The 22538-nt window shown below is 57.6% G+C and carries 20 protein-coding genes, 1 tRNA gene and 1 pseudogene; 3 read left to right on the forward strand and 19 right to left on the reverse strand.

Going from position 1 to position 22538, the window contains the following annotated elements; genetic code table 11:
* Positions 1–4: 4 nt before the first annotated feature.
* Together HMPREF1153_RS06915 and HMPREF1153_RS06920 are read right to left on the reverse strand one after the other, a co-directional pair.
* Entirely contained in the window at positions 5–1366 is a 1362-nt protein-coding gene (locus HMPREF1153_RS06915; RefSeq protein ID WP_009646239.1) for a PFL family protein, read from the reverse strand.
* 41 nt (positions 1367–1407) lie between these two features.
* Positions 1408–1677 (reverse strand): ACT domain-containing protein, encoded by a 270-nt coding sequence (locus tag HMPREF1153_RS06920; RefSeq protein WP_006190881.1) that lies wholly within the window; start codon positions 1675–1677, stop codon positions 1408–1410.
* Between the two features lie 172 nt (positions 1678–1849).
* Between HMPREF1153_RS06920 and dat the strand changes: the two genes are divergently transcribed.
* The 3 genes from dat (at position 1850) to HMPREF1153_RS06935 (ending at position 4617) form a co-directional block, all read left to right on the forward strand.
* Positions 1850–2752, forward strand: a complete 903-nt coding sequence (gene dat, locus HMPREF1153_RS06925; RefSeq protein WP_009646251.1) for a D-amino-acid transaminase — start codon at positions 1850–1852, stop codon at positions 2750–2752.
* Positions 2753–2939: 187 nt separating this feature from the next.
* Entirely contained in the window at positions 2940–4334 is a 1395-nt protein-coding gene (locus HMPREF1153_RS06930; RefSeq protein ID WP_009646254.1) for a pyruvate carboxylase subunit B, read from the forward strand.
* Positions 4335–4540: 206 nt separating this feature from the next.
* Positions 4541–4617, forward strand: a tRNA-Pro gene (locus tag HMPREF1153_RS06935).
* Between the two features lie 343 nt (positions 4618–4960).
* Here HMPREF1153_RS06935 and ilvB read toward each other — a convergent pair.
* The 17 genes and pseudogenes from ilvB to HMPREF1153_RS07020 all read right to left on the reverse strand — a co-directional run bounded on the left by ilvB (position 4961) and on the right by HMPREF1153_RS07020 (position 22492).
* On the reverse strand, positions 4961–6622 hold the full coding sequence (gene ilvB / locus HMPREF1153_RS06940; protein WP_009646199.1) for a biosynthetic-type acetolactate synthase large subunit: 1662 nt from the start codon (positions 6620–6622) through the stop codon (positions 4961–4963).
* Positions 6623–6649: 27 nt separating this feature from the next.
* A complete protein-coding gene (gene leuB / locus HMPREF1153_RS06945) occupies positions 6650–7717 on the reverse strand; it encodes a 3-isopropylmalate dehydrogenase (protein WP_009646210.1) in 1068 nt (355 codons plus the stop codon).
* The gene (locus HMPREF1153_RS06950; protein WP_006192243.1) at positions 7717–8211 is read right to left on the reverse strand and encodes a 3-isopropylmalate dehydratase small subunit; all 495 of its coding nucleotides are present in this window, start codon (positions 8209–8211) and stop codon (positions 7717–7719) included. The genes leuB and HMPREF1153_RS06950 overlap by 1 nt, the downstream gene beginning before the upstream one ends.
* A gap of 1 nt (position 8212) precedes the next feature.
* The gene (leuC, locus tag HMPREF1153_RS06955; RefSeq protein WP_006192241.1) at positions 8213–9475 is read right to left on the reverse strand and encodes a 3-isopropylmalate dehydratase large subunit; all 1263 of its coding nucleotides are present in this window, start codon (positions 9473–9475) and stop codon (positions 8213–8215) included.
* A 101-nt stretch (positions 9476–9576) separates the two neighbouring features.
* On the reverse strand, positions 9577–10590 hold the full coding sequence (ilvC, locus tag HMPREF1153_RS06960; protein WP_009646190.1) for a ketol-acid reductoisomerase: 1014 nt from the start codon (positions 10588–10590) through the stop codon (positions 9577–9579).
* A complete protein-coding gene (ilvN, locus tag HMPREF1153_RS06965; protein ID WP_006192239.1) occupies positions 10571–11101 on the reverse strand; it encodes an acetolactate synthase small subunit in 531 nt (176 codons plus the stop codon). Before ilvN ends, ilvC begins: the two co-directional genes overlap by 20 nt.
* An 85-nt stretch (positions 11102–11186) precedes the next feature.
* On the reverse strand, positions 11187–13265 hold the full coding sequence (gene fusA, locus HMPREF1153_RS06970) for an elongation factor G (RefSeq protein ID WP_009646270.1): 2079 nt from the start codon (positions 13263–13265) through the stop codon (positions 11187–11189).
* A gap of 151 nt (positions 13266–13416) precedes the next feature.
* Positions 13417–13917, reverse strand: coding sequence for a cob(I)yrinic acid a,c-diamide adenosyltransferase (locus HMPREF1153_RS06975; RefSeq protein WP_009646207.1), 501 nt, complete (start codon positions 13915–13917; stop codon positions 13417–13419).
* Positions 13918–13969: 52 nt separating this feature from the next.
* Positions 13970–14389 carry a nucleoside-diphosphate kinase gene (gene ndk / locus HMPREF1153_RS06980; RefSeq protein WP_009646237.1) on the reverse strand — a complete coding sequence of 140 codons (420 nt, stop codon included), beginning with the start codon at positions 14387–14389 and terminating at the stop codon, positions 13970–13972.
* A gap of 14 nt (positions 14390–14403) precedes the next feature.
* Positions 14404–14943, reverse strand: a complete 540-nt coding sequence (locus HMPREF1153_RS06985) for a gamma carbonic anhydrase family protein (protein ID WP_006192234.1) — start codon at positions 14941–14943, stop codon at positions 14404–14406.
* A 142-nt stretch (positions 14944–15085) separates the two neighbouring features.
* Positions 15086–16312 (reverse strand): HD domain-containing protein, encoded by a 1227-nt coding sequence (locus HMPREF1153_RS06990; protein ID WP_009646230.1) that lies wholly within the window; start codon positions 16310–16312, stop codon positions 15086–15088.
* Between the two features lie 34 nt (positions 16313–16346).
* Entirely contained in the window at positions 16347–17270 is a 924-nt protein-coding gene (gene thrB, locus HMPREF1153_RS06995; RefSeq protein WP_009646276.1) for a homoserine kinase, read from the reverse strand.
* A pseudogene (locus HMPREF1153_RS07000) lies at positions 17264–18586 on the reverse strand (homoserine dehydrogenase). The gene thrB and the pseudogene HMPREF1153_RS07000 overlap by 7 nt, the downstream one beginning before the upstream one ends.
* On the reverse strand, positions 18583–19056 hold the full coding sequence (locus tag HMPREF1153_RS07005; RefSeq protein WP_006192226.1) for an ACT domain-containing protein: 474 nt from the start codon (positions 19054–19056) through the stop codon (positions 18583–18585). Before HMPREF1153_RS07005 ends, HMPREF1153_RS07000 begins: the two are co-directional and overlap by 4 nt.
* A gap of 111 nt (positions 19057–19167) precedes the next feature.
* A complete protein-coding gene (gene plsY / locus HMPREF1153_RS07010) occupies positions 19168–19758 on the reverse strand; it encodes a glycerol-3-phosphate 1-O-acyltransferase PlsY (protein WP_009646247.1) in 591 nt (196 codons plus the stop codon).
* Positions 19755–21083, reverse strand: a complete 1329-nt coding sequence (gene der / locus HMPREF1153_RS07015; protein WP_009646260.1) for a ribosome biogenesis GTPase Der — start codon at positions 21081–21083, stop codon at positions 19755–19757. The genes plsY and der overlap by 4 nt, the downstream gene beginning before the upstream one ends.
* A complete protein-coding gene (locus HMPREF1153_RS07020; RefSeq protein ID WP_009646261.1) occupies positions 21080–22492 on the reverse strand; it encodes a DUF512 domain-containing protein in 1413 nt (470 codons plus the stop codon). Before HMPREF1153_RS07020 ends, der begins: the two co-directional genes overlap by 4 nt.
* Between the last annotated feature and the right edge of the window lie 46 nt (positions 22493–22538).

Here is a 22538-nt window from a genome sequence, read left to right on the forward strand (position 1 = left end):
GCCCTCAGTTCGTCAGACTGCGCACAGGCGCCGGGATTCGTCCGCCGCGTGCGACGAAAGCCTCCGAGCTGAAGGCGTCCTTAACGGGCATGATCGGGCAGCGCCCCAAGAGGCCTCCCCACTCCACCTCGTCGCCAACCTTCTTTCCGGGCACGGGGATGATGCGCACCGCCGTCGTCTTGTTGTTGATCATGCCGATCGCCGCCTCATCCGCGATGATTCCCGAAATTGTTGCCGCCGACGTATCGCCCGCGACCGCGATCATGTCGAGGCCGACGGAGCAGACGCACGTCATCGCTTCAAGCTTTTCCAGCGAGAGACTGCCGCGTGCGACGGCGTCGATCATGCCCGCATCCTCACTGACGGGGATGAACGCGCCCGACAGACCGCCCACATGCGAAGATGCCATGAGGCCGCCCTTCTTGACCGCATCGTTCAAGAGCGCGAGCGCCGCTGTCGTGCCGGGAGCGCCGCAGCTTTCGAGTCCCATCTCCTCCAAGATGTGCGCGACGCTGTCGCCGACTGCCGACGTCGGCGCAAGCGAGAGGTCGATGATGCCGAAGGGCACGCCGAGCCGCTTCGACGCCTCGCGTGCCACGAGCTGTCCGACGCGCGTGATCTTGAACACCGTGCGCTTGATCATCTCCGCCACCTCGGAGAAATCTGCGCCCTTGATGTCCTCCAAGGCGCGCTTCACGACGCCCGGCCCGCTGACGCCGACGCTCACGACCTTATCCGCCTCGGAAACGCCGTGGAAAGCGCCCGCCATGAAGGGATTGTCCCCCGGTGCATTGCAGAAAACGACGAGCTTCGCGCAGCCGATGGCCGCCTGATCGCGCGTCAGTTCCGCCGTACGCTTGATGACCTCGCCCATCTCGCGCACGCAGTCCATGTTGATGCCCGCCTTCGTCGAACCGACGTTGACCGAGGAACAGACGAGATCTGTTGAAGAAAGCGCCTGCGGGATGGACGAGATGAGCACCTGATCGCCGTGCGTATATCCCTTTTCCACGAGCGCGGAAAAACCGCCGATGAAGTTGATGCCGATCTCCTTCGCCGCACGATCGAGCGCTTCGGCTACGGGAACGTAGGAATCCGTCTTGCAGGCGTCCGCCGCGATGGCGATCGGCGTGACGGAAACGCGCTTGTTGATGATGGGGATGCCGTACTCCGCCTCGATGTCCTTGCCCGTTTGCACAAGGAATTCCGCCGATTTCGTGACCTTGTCGTAGACGTTGCGGCAGAACTGCTCGATGTTCGGATGCGCGCAGTCGCGGAGCGAAATGCCCATCGTGATCGTGCGCACGTCGAGCTTGTTCTCCGTAATCATGCGGTTTGTTTCTAATATATCGTCAATGGTAATCACAGAAAGACCTCCTGCAGCATGTAAAAAAACCGTCCAAGTCCTCAAACCTTGTGCATCGCGTTGAAAATATCCTCATGCTGCGTCTTGATCTCGACGCCGAGCGCTTCGCCCTTCTCCTGCAAAAGCTGCCGCACAGCAGCGAGCTCGATCTTGCTGCCCGCCATATCAGCGATCATGACCATATTGAAAAAGCCGTCCATGATATTCTGGTTGATACTCAGAATGTTGACGCCGTTTTCAGCCAAGAGCGTGCTGACTGCCGCGATGATGCCCACACTGTCCTTGCCGACGATCGTAACCACGATTTTCATTTGCAACCCCTCATTCTTTCCGACAATGCGATATGCACTGCCGCAGTTTTCTGTTTGAAATGCTATGTTTTTTCATTATATCAGTCAAATGCTGAAAATCCAAGAGGGCGCGTCTCCCAAATTGTTTTTTGCATCCGTTTCCGTTATAATGAGAGGAGCATTTCCTGACACAATGCAAAAAATTCATCCTTACATCATCAAGGAGGCCATTCTTTTGAAGGAACTCAGCTTTTTCAACGATCATTTCTATGCACCGGGCGAGGCGCAGGTCGACATCGAGGACCGCGGCTATCAGTTTGGCGACGGCATCTACGAGGTCACGCACGTCTACAACGGCAAACTCTTCGCCTTCGACCGCCATCTCGCACGCTTCCGCCGCTCCATGCGCGAGATGCACATCCCCATCACCTATATGGACGAAGAACTTACCGCCATTCACAACGACCTCATCGAAAAGAGCGGCATCAAGAGCGGCGCGATCTACTTCCAAGTCACACGCGGCACGGCAGCGCGCGCCTTCCCCTTCCCCGGCCGTGCCACGCCGAACCTCTCGATGACGATCCGTGAGAGCACGCCGAACCGCGAGCAGCAAGAACGCGGCATCTCGCTCACGCTCGCCGAAGACATCCGCTGGCTGCGCTGCGACATCAAGTCTCTGAACCTCCTCGGCGCCGTCTTTGCCAAGGAAAAGGCGAAGGCGGAAGGATGCGAAGAGGCTCTTCTCTACCGCAGGGACACGGGACTCGTCACCGAGGGCGCGAGCAGCACCTTCTTCCTCATCAAGGACGGCGTCGTCTGGACGCATCCGCTTGACCATCTCGTACTGCCGGGCGTCACGCGTGCCGTCGTCGTCGAGGAATGCGCCAAGGAACTCGGTCTGACCGTCATCGAAAAGACCTTCACGCCGGAGTTCGCTCAGAAGGCGGACGAAGCATTTGAAACGAGCACAAGCCTCGAAGTCACGCCCGTCATAAAGATCGGCGGCAAGAAGATCGGCTCGGGCGCCCCCGGCGAGATCACGAAAAAGATCATGGAATCCTTCCAAGGATTGATAAAAAAAGAATGCTTCAACTGAAACGCACGAGACAAAAGCGGCTGTACGTCAGCCGTTTTGTCTCGTGTTGGCAGAATTTTTCGCGTATTGGAAAAAACCTGCAAAAATCGTAACTTTTCATTGACAATATCCAAAATAGTACCTATACTTGTAGTGAAGCAAATACATCATGTTTATGGTAGTATAACCCGAAGGAGTGTGTTTTTTTATGGCAAAAAAGGTAAAGATCACCGAAACAGTACTTCGCGACGGGCATCAGTCCCTGTGTGCGACGCGCATGCATTACTCCCAGATGGAACCCATGCTTGCAGCGCTCGACAAGATCGGCTACAACTCGTTGGAAGCTTGGGGCGGTGCGACCTTTGATACGTGCCTCCGCTTCCTCGACGAAGATCCGTGGGAGAGGCTCGACAAGCTCAAGGCTCGTCTCAAGACCCCGATCCAGATGCTGCTTCGCGGTCAGAACCTCCTTGGCTACAACCACTATTCGGACGATGTCGTCAAGAAGTTCGTCGAGAAGGCTTCCGAGCACGGCATGGGCGTATTCCGCATCTTCGATGCGCTGAACGACGTTCGCAACCTCAAGACGGCGATCAACGCTGCTCTCGGCTGCAAGGAAAAGCCGCATGTACAGGGCTGCCTCGTCTACACGCTCAGCCCCTATCATACGAACGAAGTCTTCGTCGACCTTTCCAAGAAGCTGCAGGAAATGGGTTGCCATTCCGTCTGCATCAAGGACATGTCCGGCCTTCTGAAGCCGTATGTCGCAGAAGACCTCGTGAAGAAGCTCAAGGCTGCGCTCGACATCCCCATCCAGCTCCACACGCACTATACGTCTGGCTTCGGCAGCATGACGTACCTCAAGGCGATCGAGGCAGGCGTCGACACCGTTGACTGCGCGCTCTCGCCGTTCGCTCTCGATACGTCCCAGCCCTGCACGGAGACGATGGTCGCCGCCTTGGAAGGCACGCCGTATGACACGGGTCTTGACCGTCAGGCCATGACGCCGATCGCCAAGCACTTCCTGCAGGTCAAGCAGGATCTCATCAAGGAATTCAACCTCAAGGGCTACTTCGACGTCAACCCGAACGTCATCGACTTCCAGATTCCGGGTGGTATGCTCTCGAACCTTGCGAACCAGCTCAAGGAGCAGGGCATGGAAGACAAGTTCCAGGATCTCCTCGACGAGATGCCGCGCGTGCGCGCCGATGTCGGCTATCCGCCGCTCGTCACGCCGTCCAGCCAGATCGTCGGCACGATGGCCACGTTCAATGTCATGACGGGCGAGCGCTATAAGATCGTTCCGAAGGAATTTAAAGACCTCGCACGCGGCAAGTTCGGCAAGCCGCCGGTGGAAGTCAGCCACGAGTATCTCACGAAGACGCTCGGCATCCCCGAGAGCGAGATCATCACGGACATCGTTGCCGAGGATGCGAAGGCTCCGAAGCTTGCAGATTTCGAGAAGGAAATGAAGGCAAAGGGCTTCCTCAACCCAACGGAAGAGGATATCCTCTCCTACGCTCTCTTCCCGCAGGTCGCAGAAGAGTTCTTCAAGAAGCACTATGCACCGATGAACGCTTACGATATGTCCCACAAGGCATAAGCCAAAACTGTAAGCAACCCTCCCTTCCTATGGGGAGGCAAACAAAAAGGGGCTGTGGCAGAATGCTCTTACATTCTGTCACAGCCCCTTTTTTGTTTGCCAATTTTGATTTTATTTTAGAAATTCACCTTGGAAATTTACCCCTAAAATTTTTCCTATTTCCTATTGCATTTCTTAAAGCCTCATAGTATAATAGATATTGTTGTCGGGATGTGGCTCAGCTTGGTAGAGCGCATCGTTCGGGACGATGAGGTCGCAGGTTCGAATCCTGTCATCCCGACCATTCTTCAGAAAAGGAAGGAGCCGTGACATAGTGCGAAAGCATTTTGTCACGGCTCTTTTTTCGTACCCTTTTTACCATGAAGCCCCAAGAGGTCAAGCCGAAGGTGCAGACCGATTGGCTAGGCTTCTGTAAGGGCGGCGCACAATGTCCGCGAAGTGGACGTTTGTGCGTGTAGTTTACACTACACGGCATAGGAATGCCTCGTACAATCTTCACATAGATAGACTTCTTCTCGTACATATTTCTCTCCTTTGACATTATAGATAGCAGTAGTAAAAACGAAATATTTCTCGATCAAGTCAAAAAAGCCTCATCCCGTGTAGCATAAGAGATGAGGCTTCTTCTATTTAAATTCCACAAATTCGTTGAGTCTGGCGCCGCCCTTAATCATCGGCTCGACGAAGCTCTTCACAAGTTTCAGCACGATGACACGGGGCTCGTTGGCTTGCATGGCACGGCTGAACGCGCGGATAAACTCCTCCTGCGTCTGCACGGCTTCGGCTTCTATGCCGAAGCTTTTGGCGTAGGCGACAAAATCCATCGGATGTGCCAACTCGCAGGCGATGTAGCGCTCCTTGTACATGACCTTCTGCAGCTGACGGATCATGCCGAGAGCGCAGTTGTCCATGACAAGTGAAATCACGGGAAGCTTGAGCCTCGCGATCGTATACAGCTCGTTTCCCGTCATGCGCATGCCACCATCGCCTGCGATGTGGATGACGCGGCGGCTCCTGCCATAGGCGGCCTGCGCCCCCATGGCGGCGGGCAGGCCGAATCCCATCGTACCGAGGCCGCCCGAGGTCAGCCACGATCTCGGCTCTTCGATCCGCAAGTGAAGCGCCGCCCACATCTGATGCTGTCCGACATCGGTCGCAAACGAGTACGGCTTGCCTGCCGTAGCGAGCGCTACATGATGCATTGCCCACGGCACGCTCAGATCTCCCGCGTCGTAGTCGTAGGCGTATTTCGTGCGCCATTGGCGGATGCTCTTGAGCCATTCCTCGGTACGATGCAGGGATTCCGGCTTCATCAAGAGATGCAAAATCGTCTTCATGTCGCCCGCAAGGCCGATGGAGCTTGGAATGTTTTTGTCGATCTCCGCCGGGTCGATGTCGACGTGGATGAACGTCGTGCCCTTCATGTACTTGACGACATTGCCCGTCTGGCGGTCACCGAAGCGGCTGCCGAGCGCAATGACGACATCGGACTCGGCAATCGCATGATTTGCCGCCTTATGTCCGTGCATACCGGCAAAGCCGACACACAGGGGATGCGATTGCGGCAGAGAACCAAGCCCCATCAAGGTCTGCACGACAGGGATGCCGTAGTGCTCAGCAAGGGCGGCCAGCTCTTTTGAGGCTCCTGCATAGATGACGCCGCCGCCCGCGATGATGACGGGCTTTCGCGCCTGCCGGATCGCTTCCGCCGCCTCCGCCGCACAAATGAGGAAGTCCGCGTCGGGCTTTCCGGGCGTCTTCTCCTCATAGATGCAGCTTTCATACTTCACATCGGCAAAGAAGAGGTCGCGCGGAATGTCGACGAGCACAGGCCCGGGCCTGCCGCTGCGCGCGATGTCAAACGCTTCGCGCAAAGTCGGTATGAGTTTTGCCGCGTCCTTGACCTTGAAATTGTGCTTCGTCACGGGCATCGTGATGCCGAGGATGTCCGTTTCCTGAAAGGCGTCGCGCCCCAGAAGCCCCGTATCGACCTGCCCCGTGATCGCTACCATGGGGATGGAATCCATGAACGCCGTGGCGATGCCCGTCACGAGATTCGTCGCGCCAGGCCCCGATGTCGCAAGACAGACACCGACCTTGCCCGTCGCACGCGCATAGCCGTCGGCGGCATGCGCTGCGCACTGCTCGTGCGAGGTGACGATCTGACGAATATTTCTTTCATCGTAAAGCGCATCGTAGAGCGGCAAGTTCATGCCGCCCGGATAGCCGAAGATCGTGTCGACGCCCTGCTCCTTCAGACATTCGACAACTGCTTTCGCGCCTCTCATGCAAAGCCTCTCCTTTCCTGCCCGCGCTTATATATGCGCGAGCACCGCTTCTGCCATCTGCTCGGTGGTTGCCTTCTTGAAACCGTCCTTCCAGAGGTCTGCCGTGCGCCAGCCATCGGCGAGCGCCGCATCGACGGCTGTTTCAATCGCCTGCGCCGCTTCTTCTTCGGCGAGCGCATAGCGCAGCAGCATCGCCGCCGAGAGAATCGTGCCGACGGGATTGGCGATGCCCTTTCCCGCAATATCGGGCGCAGAGCCGTGAATCGGCTCGAAGAGGCTCGTCTTTTCGCCGATGCTCGCCGACGGCATCATGCCGATGGAGCCGCCGACGACCGCCGCCTCGTCCGACAGAATGTCGCCGAAAAGATTGCCCGTGACGATGACGTCGAACTGCGTCGGACGCACGGCAAGCTGCATGGCACAGTTGTCGACATAGAGATTCGTAAGCTCGACATCCGCGTAGTCCTTCGCGACCTCAGCCACCGTGCGCCGCCAGAGACGCGAGGTCGCAAGCACGTTCGCCTTGTCGACGCTCGTGACATGGCTGCGGCGCAGCTTCGCCGTCTCGAACGCGAGCTTTGCGATGCGCTCGACTTCGGGCACGGAATAGTTTTCGAGATCCCATGCTCTCTCGTAGCCGTCCTTGATTTCCGACTCGCACTTCTCGCCGAAGTAGATGCCGCCGATCAGCTCGCGCACGATGACGAGGTCAGCGCCCTTGACAAGCTCGGGCTTCAGCGGTGAATACTCGACGAGTGCATCAGCGACCTTCACGGGACGCAGGTTTGCGTAAAGGCCGAGACCTTTCCGAAGACCCAAGATCGCCTTTTCAGGGCGCAGAGCAGGCTCTACCGCATCCCACTTGTCGCCGCCGACAGCGCCGAAGAGCACGCCGTCCGCCGCCTGCGCGGCGGCAAGCGTCGCTTCCGGCAGCGGCGTGCCACACTTGTCGTAAGCCGTGCCGCCCGCATCATGCTCCTCATAGGAAAGCGCCAGATGGAACTTTTCCGCTGTCTTTTTCAGCACGGCGACAGCTGCATCCGTGATTTCTCTGCCGATGCCGTCGCCCGGTATCACCACGATCTTCTTTGCCATCAGAGCGCCCCCTTTTCCTTGATGTAGTTGATCAGACCGCCCGCTTCGGCGATCTCCTGCACGAAGCCCGGCAGAGGATGCGCCTGAAAGACGTCGCCCGTCGTGAGATTCTCGATCTTTCCCGTTTCCGTATCGACGCGCAGCTCGTCGCCCGCGCTGATCTTCTCCACATCATCGCCGATTTCCAGGAGCGGCAAGCCGATGTTGATGCCGTTGCGATAGAAGATGCGCGCGAAATCTGCCGCGATGATCACGGGGATCCCTGAGGCCTTGATGGCGACGGGCGCGTGCTCGCGCGACGAACCGCAGCCGAAATTCTTGCCGCCGACCATGATGTCGCCTTCCTGCACGTTTTTCGCGAAACTCTCATCAATGTCAACCATGCAGTGCTCCGCCAGCTCCTTCGGGTCGAAGCTATTCAGATAGCGCGCGGGAATGATGACGTCCGTATCGATATTGTCGCCGTAGCGCCAGACTTTTCCTTGCAAACTCATCTCACTTTACCTCCTCCGGCGCGGCGATCCTGCCCAAGATGGCACTCGCAGCCGCCACATGCGGGCCTGCCAGATAGACCTCGCTGTCGACATGCCCCATGCGCCCGCGGAAATTGCGGTTCGTCGTAGAAACGCAGCGCTCGCCCGCCGTCAAGATACCCATATAGCCGCCGAGGCAAGGACCGCACGTCGGCGCAGCGACGGCGCAGCCCGCATCGATGAAGACGTCGATGTAGCCGAGGTGCATCGCCTCCTGATAAACCGCCTGACTGCCCGGAATCACGATGCAGCGCACATCGGGATGAACCTCGTGCCCCTTCAATAGCCCTGCGGAAATCTCAAGGTCTTCCAAGCGCCCGTTCGTACAGGAGCCGATGACCACCTGATCGATCTTGATCGGCTCAGCGATGTCCATGACGCGCTTCGTGTTGCCCGGCAGATGCGGGAAAGCAACGACGGGACGCAGAGATGAGAGGTCAATTTCGACGGTGCGGCAATACTTCGCATCAGCGTCCGAGGTCACAGGCTCATACGCGCCTTTGACGCGGCCTTCAACGTACTCCTTCGTCTTTTCATCGAACGGGAAGATGCCGTTTTTCGCACCCGCTTCAATCGCCATGTTGGCAATCGTCAAACGATCCGTCATCGTCAGTGCGGCGACTCCTTCACCCGTGAATTCCAGTGACTTGTAGAGTGCGCCGTCGACACCAATCATGCCGATGAGCGTTAGGATCACGTCCTTGCCATTGACATCGGCAGGCTTCTCTCCCGTCAGATGCACCTCGATCGTCTCGGGCACTTTGAACCAAGCCCGCCCCGTCGCCATGCCGACGGCGAGATCGGTCGTGCCGACGCCCGTCGAAAAGCCGTTCAATGCGCCATACGTACAGGTATGCGAGTCCGCGCCGATCGTCAGCATGCCCGGTCCCACAAGACCGAACTCAGGCAGGATGACATGCTCAATGCCCACGCGACCGATCTCAAAATAATTCTTGATCTTGTGCTTTTTCGCGAAGTCACGCACGATCTTGCCGAGTCCCGCCGCCTTGATGTCCTTCGCCGGCTGGAAGTGATCGGGCACGAGCGCAATCTTCTCGTTGTCGAACACAGGGCGGCCGATGCGTTCGAACTCCTTGATCGACGGCGGCGCCGTGATGTCATTCGCGAGCACCATGTCAAGCTGACAGGTAATCAGCTGTCCTGGCTCGACATGCGAAAGTCCTGCATGACGCGCGAGAATCTTCTCCGTCATATTCATTCCCATGAAATTTCCTCCTGGATAAGTCGAAAGAAAACGGCTTACACCTCATTATACCATAAAGGAGTGTAAGCCGTTCCAAGATTCAACGTTTGTTGTTGCTCAAATCAGAACTTCAGCTCTTTCTTGTCACGAAGCCAAGGCATCATGTTGCGGAGCTCTGCGCCGACCTTCTCGATCGGATGCTCCTGATGAAGACGACGCTGTGCGAGGAAGTTCGCGCGACCGGCGGCACGGTTCTCCAACAGCCAATTGCGGGCAAACGTGCCGTCCTGAATCTCCTTCAGAACCTTCTTCATTTCCTTCTTCGTTTCTTCCGTGATGATGCGCGGTCCGATCATGTAGTCGCCGTACTCAGCCGTGTCGGAGCAGGACTGACGCATCTTCGTCATGCCGCCCTCATAGCAGAGGTCAACGATGAGCTTCATCTCGTGGAAGCACTCAAAATATGCCATCTCGGGCGGATAGCCTGCCTCAACAAGAACCTCAAAGCCCGTCTGCATGAGCTGGCATACGCCGCCCATGAGCACGCACTGCTCGCCAAAAAGATCCTCTTCCGTCTCATCGCGGAACGTCGTCTGAAGGACGCCAGAACGCGTTGCGCCAAGCCCGCGCGCATAAGCGAGCGCGATGTCAAAGCACTTGCCCGTCTCATCCTTCTCAACAGCAAAAACCGCCGGAACGCCCGACCCTTCCTCGAAAGTGCGGCGAACGAGATGACCAGGACCCTTCGGTGCAACCATGAAAACGTCGATGCCAGCCGGAGGAACAATCTGCTTGAAGTGGATGTTGAAACCATGCGCGAAGGCGAGAGCACTGCCTGGCTTGAGGTTGGGACCAATCTCTTCCTTGTAGACGTCCGCCTGCTTCTCATCCGGGATCAGAACCATCGTGATGTCCGCCTGCTTGACCGCCTCGGCGACCGTCAGAACCTTGAGACCATGGGACTCGGCAGCAGCCTTGGACTTCGATCCCTCGTAAAGGCCGACGACGACGTTGACGCCGCTCTCCTTGAGGTTCAGCGCATGTGCATGTCCCTGGCTACCGTAGCCGATGATGGCAACGGTCTTGTCCTTCATGACCTCCCAGTTCGCGTCCTGATCATAATAAGTTTTTGCCATAATACTCTCTCTCCTCACAATCTTGATAAATGGTATGCTCACCGCGTTCGAGAGCGATGAGACCCGTGCGGATCGTTTCCAGGATGCCGTAGGGCGAAAGAAGCTGCAGGAATGCCGTGACCTTCGCATCATCTCCCGTGATTTCAAAAATCAAGGTTGTCGGCTGCACATCGACGACGCGTGCGCGAAAAATCTCCGCCATCTTGAGCACGTCGAGACGATTCGTGTCGTCCGCTCTGACCTTGATGAGCGTCATGCCGCGGAAAACCGAGGCAGCGGAAAGGAGCGCCTGCACCTCGACGACATCGGGCAGCTTTTCGAGCTGCTTCATCATCTGGTCGATCAGCTCCTCATCGCCATGCACGACGACGGTGATCCTGGAAAACTCCGCAGTCTCGGTCACACCGACAGACAGGCTGTCGATATTGAACTCCCGCCGCGAAAACATGCTTGCAACACGGACAAGTACGCCGGACTGATTCCTCACGAGTATGGAAAGCACATGTCGCATCTGAAATCCTCCCAACGCATAACCCTAGTGTAAACATGTATACATTATGGCAACATCGCTTCGGTTTGTCAACAAGATTTTTTCCTTACTTTTCCTTTCGCTCCCTTGCCGCTTCGATGAGTTGGCGCGCCGTCTTCTCCGGCACTTCCTCATAGTGGCAGAAGCGCAGCGTATAGGTGCCGCGCCCCTGCGTCAGGGAGCGCAGTTCCGTCGCGTACTTGTGCAGCGCGGCGAGCGGCACCTGCGCGCGCACCTCGCTCGTATCCTTGCTGATCATCTCCATGCCGAGGATGCGCGCGCGCTTCGCATTGAGCTGCCCCATGACGTCACCCATATAGTATTCGGGCGCCTGGACGCACATCTCGTAAATCGGTTCAAGAAGCACGGGCGAGGCCTCCATAATGCCCTTTCTAAGGGCGATCGCCGTCGCCGTCTTGAAGGCGACTTCCGACGAATCGACCGTATGGTACGAACCGTCGTAGAGGTTTACCCGCACATCGACGACGGGGTAGCCTGCGAGGATGCCGGCAGCAAGCGTCTCCGCTGTCCCCTTCTCCACAGCGGGCACATATTGGCGCGGCACGCTGCCGCCGAAGATGTTCTCCGTGAACTCGTTGCCCGTGCCCGCATCGCGCGGCGAAATCTCCAGCATGACGTGACCGTACTGGCCGTGTCCGCCGCTCTGCTTCTTGTGCTTGCCTTCCGCCTTGACGCTCTTCCTTATCGTCTCGCGATAGGCGATGCGCGGCTCGGCAAATATCGCCTCGATGCCGAACTTGCGCTTCATCCTCTCCTGTAGGACCTCAAGGTGAACCTCGCCGATGCCGCGAATCAAAGTCTCCTTCGTCTCCGCATCCTTTTCGAGCTTGAGGCTCGGATCTTCCTCACACTCCTTGGCAAGCGCCGCAAAAACCTTATCCTCCTCGCCCTTCTTCTTCACATAAACGGCCTGTGCAAGCATCGGCATGGGGAATTCGATGGCATCGTAGGAGAGCGGCGCTTCCTTCGCCACGAGCGTATCCGAGGTGCGCGTATTCTGCAGCTTTGCCGCGACGACGATGTCGCCGCCATGCGCCTTGGCAACAGCGATTTGCTTCTTCCCCTGCATCGTGTAAAGCGTGCTCACGCGCTCCATCTGCTGCGTCGAGATATTCCAATACGAGGCGTCACTCTTCATCTCGCCCGAAAAGATACGGATGAAGCTCAAGCGTCCAACAAACGGATCGACGATCGTCTTGAAAACCTGCGCGGAAAAAGGATCGCCTGGCGTGCGCTCCGCCAATTCCTCGCCACTGGGCAGCGTTCCCATGACCGTTCGATCCGTTGGCGCCGGCAAATATTCGACCATATCGTTGAGGAGCGCGTGCATGCCGACATTCAAGGAAGCCGAGCCGCAGAGTACAGGAAAAATCTTGCCCGTCTCGATGCCCTCAATCAGAGCCTCTGCCACCTCGCGCTCATCAAGCGTCTCGCCCTCGATGTATTTTTCAAGAAGAGTATTGTTTATTTCAGCAACACCCTCGATGAGCGTCTGCCGCGCCTCTTCCACTTCGTCCTTCATATATTCGGGAATCTCATCGAGCGCCACGCAGTTGTTCTTGTCGCGCTCCTTGATGCGAACCGTCATGGCGAGGAGATCGACGACGCCCTGGAAAGCCGCTTCCTTGCCGACAGGAAGCTGGATCGGCACGACGCCCGTACCGAAGCGCAGGCGCAGCTCATTGACGACGCTTTGGAAGTCGGCGTGCTCGCGATCGATCTTATTGACGAAGAAGGCGCGCGGCAAATCCAGCGCTTCCGCATAGCGCCAGACTTTCTCCGTCTCCACCTCGATGCCCGAGACAGCCGAGATGACGACGAGAGCACTGTCCGCCGCCTGTAAGGCGCTCTTCACCTCGCCGACGAAGTCCGGATAGCCCGGTGTATCAAGGATATTGAGCTTATGATCGAGCCATTCACAGGCGAGCAGCGAGGTCTGTATGCTAAGCTCGCGCCGCGTCTCTTCCGGCTCATAGTCCGAAGCCATCGTCCCGTCGGCGATGCTGCCGCGCCTCTTGATCGCCCCCGTATTGAAAAGGCAATCCTCCGCGATGCTCGTCTTCCCCGACTTGCCGTGCCCGACAAGGGCAATATTGCGGATATTCGTGCTTGCGTACTCTTTCATTTGATCAACTCCTCGTTATTTTATGTTTTCTTTATTCTCTGAAAATGAGATATATCCTGCTTTTTACAGCGAGATAATTTTCCAAAAAAATACCGCCATCAAGCGGCCTTTGCCTGATGGCGGCATCTCTTCTTCCTTCACGTTCCTCTGCTCAATCTTCCGCTTCCTCCAAGCGCATCAGCATGAAGCAGTAATCGGAGAGGCGGTTGAGAAAGACGCGGTCTTCCTCATGGAGATTGGCCTCTTTCGCCAAAGCGCAGAAGCGTCTCTCAGCGCGGCGCACGGACGTGCGTGCAAGATCGAGCATCGCGCCCGCCTGCGTATCGCCGGGGATGAGAAAGTGAGCGAGCTTCGGCAGCTTCGCATCGATGGCATCGATGTCCTTCTCCATCATCTCTGAATCCTCGCGCGTGATCATCGGCTTTTCACCAAGACTCGCGATATCTGCCATGAGAAGCGGCAGCTTCTTGAGCAGCACGAGAACCTTCTCCCGCACCGCTTCCTTTGTCGCAAAAGCGCGCGCCATGGCGAGCGCCGATCCCGCTTCATCGACCGAACCGTACGTCTCGACGCGCAACGCATCCTTATCGACACGCTCGCCCGTATATAGGCTCGTCTGCCCCTTGTCACCTGTCTTCGTATAAACGCCCATCTCTTTCACCTCAATGCTGTCAAACTTTCAGAAATCATGCGGCAGGAAAATATCAGTCGAGGACTTCGATCGCGCTGAAGAAAATGGCGATTTCGCGCGCCGCGCTCTCAGGGCTGTCGGAAGCGTGGACGGCGTTCTTGCCAACGCTTTCGGCGTAGAGCTTGCGAATCGTTCCTTCGGCGGCCTCTGCAGGATTCGTCTTGCCGTTGATTTCGCGCACACGTGCGATGGCGTCATCACCTGCGAGCACCATGGCAACGAGCGGTGCAGACGTCATGAATTCTTCAAGCTCCGCATAGTAGGGGCGTCCGATATGCTCGGCGTAGTGCTTCTGCGCCACGCGCGGCGTCATCTGCATGAGCTTCATCGCGAGGATCTTGAGTCCCGCCTTTTCATAGATGGCGATGATATCGCCCGTGTGCTGCTTCTCGAAAGCGTCCGGCTTGATGAGTACCAAAGTCTTTTCCTGCATCTTCATATCTCCTTTTACTTCCCTTGATGTTCCCGCGCTTCGCGCTCCTCCCGATAGACTCGGGCCAGCTTGCAGTAATTCATCGCCGAGGCATGAACCGCCTCGACCTCGTCCTCGCGCAGCGCACGGATGATGCGCGATGGATTGCCGTAGACCAGGGAATCGTGCGGAATCTTCTTGTGCTGCGTCAGAAGCGTCGCTGCTCCGATGATCGTATTTTCACCGATCTCCGTGTAGCCGAGCAAGGTGGATCCCATGCCGATCAGACAGTTGTTGCCAATCTTGCTGCAGTGAATCAGCGTGTTATGGCCGATCGTCACATAATCGCCGACAATCGTCGGCGCATCGCCCATGACATGGATCGTCGCATTGTCCTGAACGTTCGTGTACCTGCCGATGACGACGGGCTGCAGATCGCCGCGGATGACCACATTGAACCAGATGTTCGCCCCTTCCATGATCGTCACATCGCCGACGATCGTAGCGTTCGGTGCAATGAGCGCCGTCGGGTCGATCTTCGGCACTTTGCCTTTGTAAGGCAGGATGACTGCCATGCGAACCCCTCCCTTTTCCTTCTTCCCTTATCGGACAGAACTATTATAAGGAATTTTTTCGCGCTTGTAAAGGAGACGCCCGCATTCATGCCGACTCAGACCTCAGACAAATCCATTTCAAAAGCGCACTTCATAGCAGACCTCATGTTGGAAGCAGCTGCGCCAAGCGTCGCACCCTTTCTTCACGCAGCCATTTCCCCACGTCCGCGCCGCGAAGTTCGGGCGGCGCCTCCGTACCGCGCACTTGAAGCATTTTCCGCAACAGATCTTCCCCATGCACCAGATAGTACGGCAAAGTGCCATGGTCGGCGCAGATGATACGACGAAAATCGGCGAAGGAAAGCCCCGATTTTTCGACCGCAAGCAAAAGATCGGCGATCTTGCCCATCTTTTTCAAAAGCGGTGCACGCATGTGCTCCTTGATGACGAAGTACGCCGCCATAAGCCACGATTTTGGCAAGGTCATGCGCTCGTTCCACGCATCGAGTACAAGGAGTCCGCGCTGCTCGTGCCCGTAATGATGCGGCAGCATTTCCTCGGGAGTCTTTCCTTTGCCGATGTCGTGCACGAGAGCGGCAAAGCGCGCTTCGATCGTCTGCGTCTTTCGCGCTACGACATCGACGATCTGCATCGTATGGCAGTAAGCGTCACCCTCGGGATGATACTGGGGCGGCTGGGTCTTTCCCTTCAGGGCGAAGATTTCCGGGAACACCGATTCCAAGAGGCTCGCGTGTGCAAGAGCTTCAAAAAAAAGCGAGGGCTGCGGCGCGGCAAGCGCACGCGAAAGCTCGTGCACGATGCGCTCTGTCGGTTCTTCCTCAAGCTCTGCCGCACAATCCGCCATCAGCGTCCGCGTGCCATCTTCGATGACAAATCCCAGTTCTGCCGCTTGACGCGCTGCACGAAGAGCCCGCACGGGATCTTCGGAAAAATGATGCGACGTCGCGCGAATCACGCAATGCGCAAGGTCACTCCGTCCACCGTAGGGATCGATGAGTTCCATCGCGGGCAGGCGATAAGCCATGCTGTTGATGCGCGTATCGCGGCGAAAGAGATCGTCTTCGATCGTGACTTCCGCCCCAAAATCTACGGCAAAGCCGCGATAGCCATGCCCCGACTTCCTCTCGCGACGCGCGAAGGAAACTTCCGAGCGTACGCCGTCGATTTCTACGAGATAGACAGGAAAGGCGTGACCGATGAGGGATGCAGCAGGGAAAAGCTTTGCGAAAACCTCCCTCTCCAGCCCCGTGATGACGAAATCCTTATCCCGCGGCTTCGCACCTCTAAGATGATCGCGCACCCAGCCGCCGACGAGGTAGACCGTACCGCCCGCCCCTTCCACTGCCTTGACGAACTCCTCCTCACGCATACACGACTCCTTCACCTTCGACGCCTTTTCTGCGTCAGCGATGTTTCAAAATTCTCGCACCATGCGCATCGAGAGAAAGCTGCAGCGCGTGCGCCTCGATTTCATGCTCTCTAAAGGCTTCAACCATCGCCTGTCCCACCGCCTCTTCATTCTCCAGCGTATAGGCGATGAGACACGGCCCCGCGCCGCTGAGGCTTGCACCGAGCGCGCCTGCCCGGCATGCGGCACGAAAGACGTCCTTCATGCCGGGGATGAGCTTTTCTCTGTACGGCTGGTGCAGGGCATCGGCGAAGGCGTTGCGCAAAAAACGCGGCTGTCCCTTCGTCAATGCAGCGACAAGGAGCGCCGCACGGCTCACATTGAAAACGGCGTCCTTCATCTTCACCTGCTCGGGCAGAACGCTTCTGGCAAGCCGCGTCGAAAGCGGAAACTCCGGCACGGCGACGACGAGCTTCAGCGGCATGCGAGGCATCAAAGAGAAGCATTCGACTCTGCCGCGCGTGACGACGCTGATCGTGAAGCCGCCAAAAATGGCGGGCGCCACATTGTCCGGATGACCTTCGATATTCGTCGCCATCTGCAGGAGCTCGCGCCTGGAAAAGCGGTTGCCTAAGAGGGCGTTCGCCGCCTTGAGTCCTGCAACGATCGCCGCCGCACTGCTGCCAAGACCGCGCGATAAGGGGATGTGGTTCGTCATGCGGATATGGAAGCCCTTGACCTCATCTTCCCGGTGCGCGCGCTTCAAGATCGTGCGAATGGCGCGAAGGACAATGTTGCGCTCATCAGCGGGGATATTGGCCGCACCCTCTCCCTCGATTTCGATGACGAGCCCCTCTTCCCCTTTCAGCGTAAGCTCCAGATCGTTATAGATCGTACAGGCGACCCCTATGGCGTCGAAGCCAGGCCCGCAGTTCGCACTCGTACCCGGCACGCGAACGCGGATCGTTCGATTCAGCATGCGCCGTCCTCCTGCGGATTTTCCACGCGGATGATGCTGCGGATCTCACTGACGACGGCAAGCTTCTCAAGATCCGCCGCCGCCTCCTGCATCTTTCTATGCTTGACGACATGCGTAACCGCAACGATTTCCGCACGCTCCTTATATCGTCTCGTCTGAATGACGGATTTCAGACTGACCTTGTGGTTGCCGAATGCAGGCTCTTTGCCGACAGCTTCAGCCGTCGTCGCCGACGTCATCGACATCGCGCGCGACATGCAGCTCGATACGTTCGGGCGACTGCACTGCACGTGCTATGCGCACAAATCGCTTTGCCCCGTGGAGGAAACGAAAGCGTCCTACTATGTGCGCCTTCTCGTCGATGATGAGCCGGGCGTTCTCGCTGCCATCGCGACTGCACCGCGTCCGTAGAACATCGCCTCGCCGATGGCGTTGCCGCGCACGAAGATCGCGTTGTAGACGTCGTTGACGGAGGCGAGCGGATGCGCCTTCGGCAGGAATACGGGATGCACGCGCACATCGACACCCGCCTCTCCGCAGTCACGTCCGATGGCCAGAAGCTTCACGACATAGCCGAGAGCCTTTGCGTACTCAATGTCCTCGGGCGTGACCTTCGTGATTCCCTCGACGGAGACATCCTCGAAGCGGATGCGCGTATTGAATGCGATGGACGCGAGGATTGCAATCTTGCGCGCCGCGTCGAGCCCCTCGACGTCAGCCGCAGGATTCGCCTCAGCATAGCCCTTCGCCTGAGCCTCCTTGAGCACGCTGTCGTAGTCTGAGCCGTTCTCCGACATCTGTGAGAGCATGTAGTTCGTCGTGCCATTGATGATGCCCATGATTTCTGTGACGCGGTTCGCCGTCAGGCACTGCTTCAGCGGCATGACGATGGGGATGCCGCCGCCGACGCTCGCTTCAAAGTGGAAGTCCACGCCGTATTTTTCCATCGCCTCGAACATGTCCTTGCCGAACTGCGCCACGACGTCCTTATTTGCCGTCACGACGTTCTTGCCCTTCTCCATCGCGACCAACATGTACTCGCGCGCCGGATGGATGCCGCCAAGAAGTTCGATGACGATGTCGATTTCCTCATCGTTTAGGATTTCATCCACATTCTCGGTCAGATGCAGCCCCTCCATATAGGGGCGCTCTTTCTTCGCATCGCGCACGAGCACGGACTTCAGCGTGAGCTTCACGCCCGCCTTCGCCGTGATCTCGCGCTCGTTCTCGCGAAGCACGCGCACGACGCCCGTGCCGACCGTGCCGAAGCCCAGCATGCCGATCTTGATCTCTTTCATCTCTTCACCTTTCATCATGCCTGTCCGAGGACTTCGAGACGCTTCACGCCGTCCACCATGCGCAGCTTGTCGAGAAGCGCTTCAAGATCCACCGAGAGGTTCGCCGTCTCAATGGAAACCGTCGCATTCGCCACACCCTGCAGGGGGATGCCCTGATTGATCGTCAGAACGCTACCCGAATCCGCCGAGATCGTATTGAGCACGCTCGAAAGGACGCCCTTCTTATGCTCCAAGAGGAGCGTCAGCGAGATGATCTTGTTGCGGCTCGCTTCATAGAAAGGAAAGACATAATCCTTGTACTTGTAATAAGCGCTGCGGCTCAATCCCATACTGTCGACCGCCTCGTTGATCGTGCGTGCGTCGCCGCGCTTGAGCATCTCCTTCACGCGGATTGTCTTCTTGATCGCCTCGGGCAAGATCTGCTCCTGCACGAGGAAGAATCCACTCTGCGCCTTCTGTTCCGTGTTTTCTTTGCGTTCTCTTGGCATAAAAATTCCTCCTGCCGCATAAATTCCACGCTTGGAATTATACCATTGTCCAACACTATTGTACAGTCCCTATAGACATTTTGCGAGAAAAGAATTCTCAAATACTCCCTCTCAACGATGCCCCGCCTTGATCTTGCTCTCCGTGCCATTCAAGAGGCGCGTGATGTTCGTATGGTGACGCACGATGACGAGAACGGCGGCGAGGACGCCGAAGACCGTGTATTCCGTTGGGCAGCCGAAGAAGAAGGCGAGCACGGGCACGAGTGCCGCGCCGACGATGGAGCCGAGCGAAACGTAGCGCGTGACGAGCACGATGACGAGCCATGCAAGGAAGACGACGCCCGTCACCGCCGGCATGAGCATCGCTATGACGCCCAACCCCGTAGCGACGCCTTTGCCTCCCTTGAAGCGCAAAAAGACGGACGCCGAGTGTCCGAGAATGGCGGCGATACCGCCCAAGACCATGGAAAACGGCGTGCCGACGAGAAGCATGGCGATATAGACGGCGAGGAATCCCTTGAGGAAATCGAGCGCGAAGACGAGCGCCCCCGGCCCCTTGCCCAGCGTGCGGTAAACATTCGTCGCGCCGATGTTGCGGCTGCCATGTTCGCGGATGTCAATGTGCCAGATGGCGCGGCAAAGAAGCAGACCGTTCGGCACAGAACCCAGAATGTAGGCGATGATGCAGGCGAAAAGCGTCATATCTCTTCCTCCTCCCTGCCGCGCACGATGAGGCGCAGCGGCGTCCCCTCGAAACCGAAGCTCTCGCGCAGCTTGTTCTCGATGTAGCGCAGATACGAGAAGTGCATGAGCTCAGGCTCGTTCACGAAAACGATAAACTTCGGCGGACGGATGTCCGCCTGCGTCATGTAGCGAATCTTGAGCTGCTTACCCTTGTGAGCAGGCGGCGGATTCACGGCGATCATATCGCGCACGAGGTCGTTCAGGATGCTCGTCTTGACGCGCATCGACGCCTGATCCGCCACATACTTGACGAGATCGGTGACGCGCGCGACGCGCTGGTGCGTGAGTGCCGAAGTATAAAGGACGGGTGCGTACTGCAGGAAGCCGAGTTCTATGCGCAGTTCATCCGTGAAGCGCAGCGTAGACTTTTCATCCTTGTTTTCGTAGATGTCCCACTTGTTCACGATAAGCACGACCGCCTTGCCCGATTCATGGGCATAGCCCGCGATCTTCTTGTCCTGCTCGGTGATGCCCGCCGTGGCGTCGAGCACGACGAGCACGACGTCGGCGCGATCAACGGCGCGAAGCGCTCGCATGACGCTGTAGCGCTCGATCGGCGCATCGATCTTTCCCTTGCGGCGCATGCCCGCCGTGTCGATGAGGATGAACTTCGTGTCCTCCGCCATAAAGTGCGTGTCGATGGCGTCGCGCGTCGTGCCCGCGACGTCGCTGACAATGACGCGCTCCTCACCCAAGAGTGCATTGACGAGCGAGGACTTGCCGACGTTCGGACGGCCGATGACGGCGATGCTGATCTCATCCGACTCTTTCTCTTCCTCTGCTCCTTCGGGAAAGAGCGCCACGAGAGCATCGAGCAGATCGCCGAGGTTCATGGCGTTCGTAGCAGAAATCGGCACGGGATCGCCAAGGCCGAGGTTGTAGAACTCGTAGACGTCCGCCTCCTGCTTGGGCGAATCAATCTTGTTCACGGCCAAGAGCACGGGCTTCTTCGTCGTGCGCAACATCTTGCCGACTTCCTCATCGGCAAGCGTCAGACCCGCACGGCCGTCGACGAGAAAGAGGATGACGTCCGCCTCCTCCATGGCGATCTGCGCCTGCTGACGCATCGAGCGCAGGATGGCATCGCTCGTATCGAGTTCGATGCCTCCCGTATCGATCATCGTAAATTCCTTGCCGAGCCATTCAGCATCAAGGTAGATGCGGTCGCGCGTGACGCCCGGCAGATCATCGACGATGGACACGCGCTTCCTGCCCAATTTATTGAAGAGCGTGGACTTGCCCACGTTCGGACGTCCCACGATCGCTACGATCGGCTTGCTCATTCCATCCTCTCCTTTTCCTCTTTCCTCGGTTTCGTATACGCTGCGTTGCTCTGCCACATATACGAAGCCTCATCATCCGACGCCCCTCGATAATGCTCCCAATCGAAAAGGGCGCGCGCGAGATCGCCGCCGCCCTGCGCCGTCTCAACGCGAAGGTGCGGCACGGCGCTGCGAAATGCATCGAGCGTCATATCGTCTAGCAGAACGTTCTCACCCGTGCGCAAGGCGCATTCAGGCACGATGACGCCGTGCGGCACAACGGGCAGAGTGTCAAGAGCGCGCAGCATGTCCTCACCCGTCAGAAGTCCCGAAACATTGACCGTCCTGCCAAAGTAATCGTTTTCCACACCGAGACAACGAACGCGAAGCCCTGGTACAGAAAGCCCAGCCACAAGCTCCTCGAAAAGCGGTGCGACAGATGTGCCCGAGAGGATCACGAGATGCAGCGGCTCTTCATATCCCTCGGGCGCAGGCAGCTTCTGCAAGGTGTTCTTCCACTCCTCGATGAAACTTCGCGCAAGCCCAATGCCATTGTCGAGCTGTGGAAAACCGTCGTATTCCTCCACGGGCGGCACGGGAAGCCCTGCGAGAAAGTAGAATTCATCACCGAGATAGACGAAACTCTTGCCCGTTTCCTCTCGCGCACGCCGCTGCCAAACCTCAATCTGGTGAATGACGGCAGCCGCTCCCTCACGATCGAACATCTGCAGCGGGTAGCATCCCTCGCGAAAGCGCGTGAGCCCGACGGGCACGATGGCGAGCGACAGCGCGTGCGGCCGCCTGGCCATCAATTCCTCCACCGTGCGGTCAAGCTCCCCGCCATCGTTGAGTCCCGGGCAAAGCACAACCTGCGTATGGTACTCGACATCCGCCGCCTCCAAGCGGTCGAGATGGTTCGCGATCTCAGCCGCCCGCCGCGTGTTGAGCATGGCGGCGCGCAGATCGGGATTCATCGTATGGACGGAAACAAAGAGCGGCGACAAGTGATAGCGTTCGATCCGCTGAAAATCCTTCTCGCGCATATTCGTCAGCGTGACGAAGTTGCCATAGAGGAACGACATGCGATAATCGTCATCCTTGACCGACAGGCTCTTTCTCATGCCAGGCGGCACCTGATCGACGAAGCAAAAGTAGCAATGATTGCCGCACGAGCGTATGCCATCGAAAACGGCGGAAGCGAACTCTGCGCCAAGTTCTTCATCATAGTCCTTGTCGAAGGCAAGCAATTCCTGCTCACCGTCTGCATGTTCGACGAGAAGCTCGATCTCCTCTTCGGCGAAAGCAAAGCTCAGATCGATGATGTCGCGCAGTTCCTGCCCGTTGACGGCAAGGATCTTATCTCCCACCGCAAGTTCCAATTCTTCTGCCAGACTCCCCGGCGCTACGCGTATGATTTCCCCTGACAACATGCTGTTCCTCTGACTTTCCCCGGGGACATACCCCGCTCTGATGAAT

The organism is Selenomonas sp. CM52, assembly GCF_000292955.1.
Classification (GTDB): domain Bacteria; phylum Bacillota; class Negativicutes; order Selenomonadales; family Selenomonadaceae; genus Selenomonas.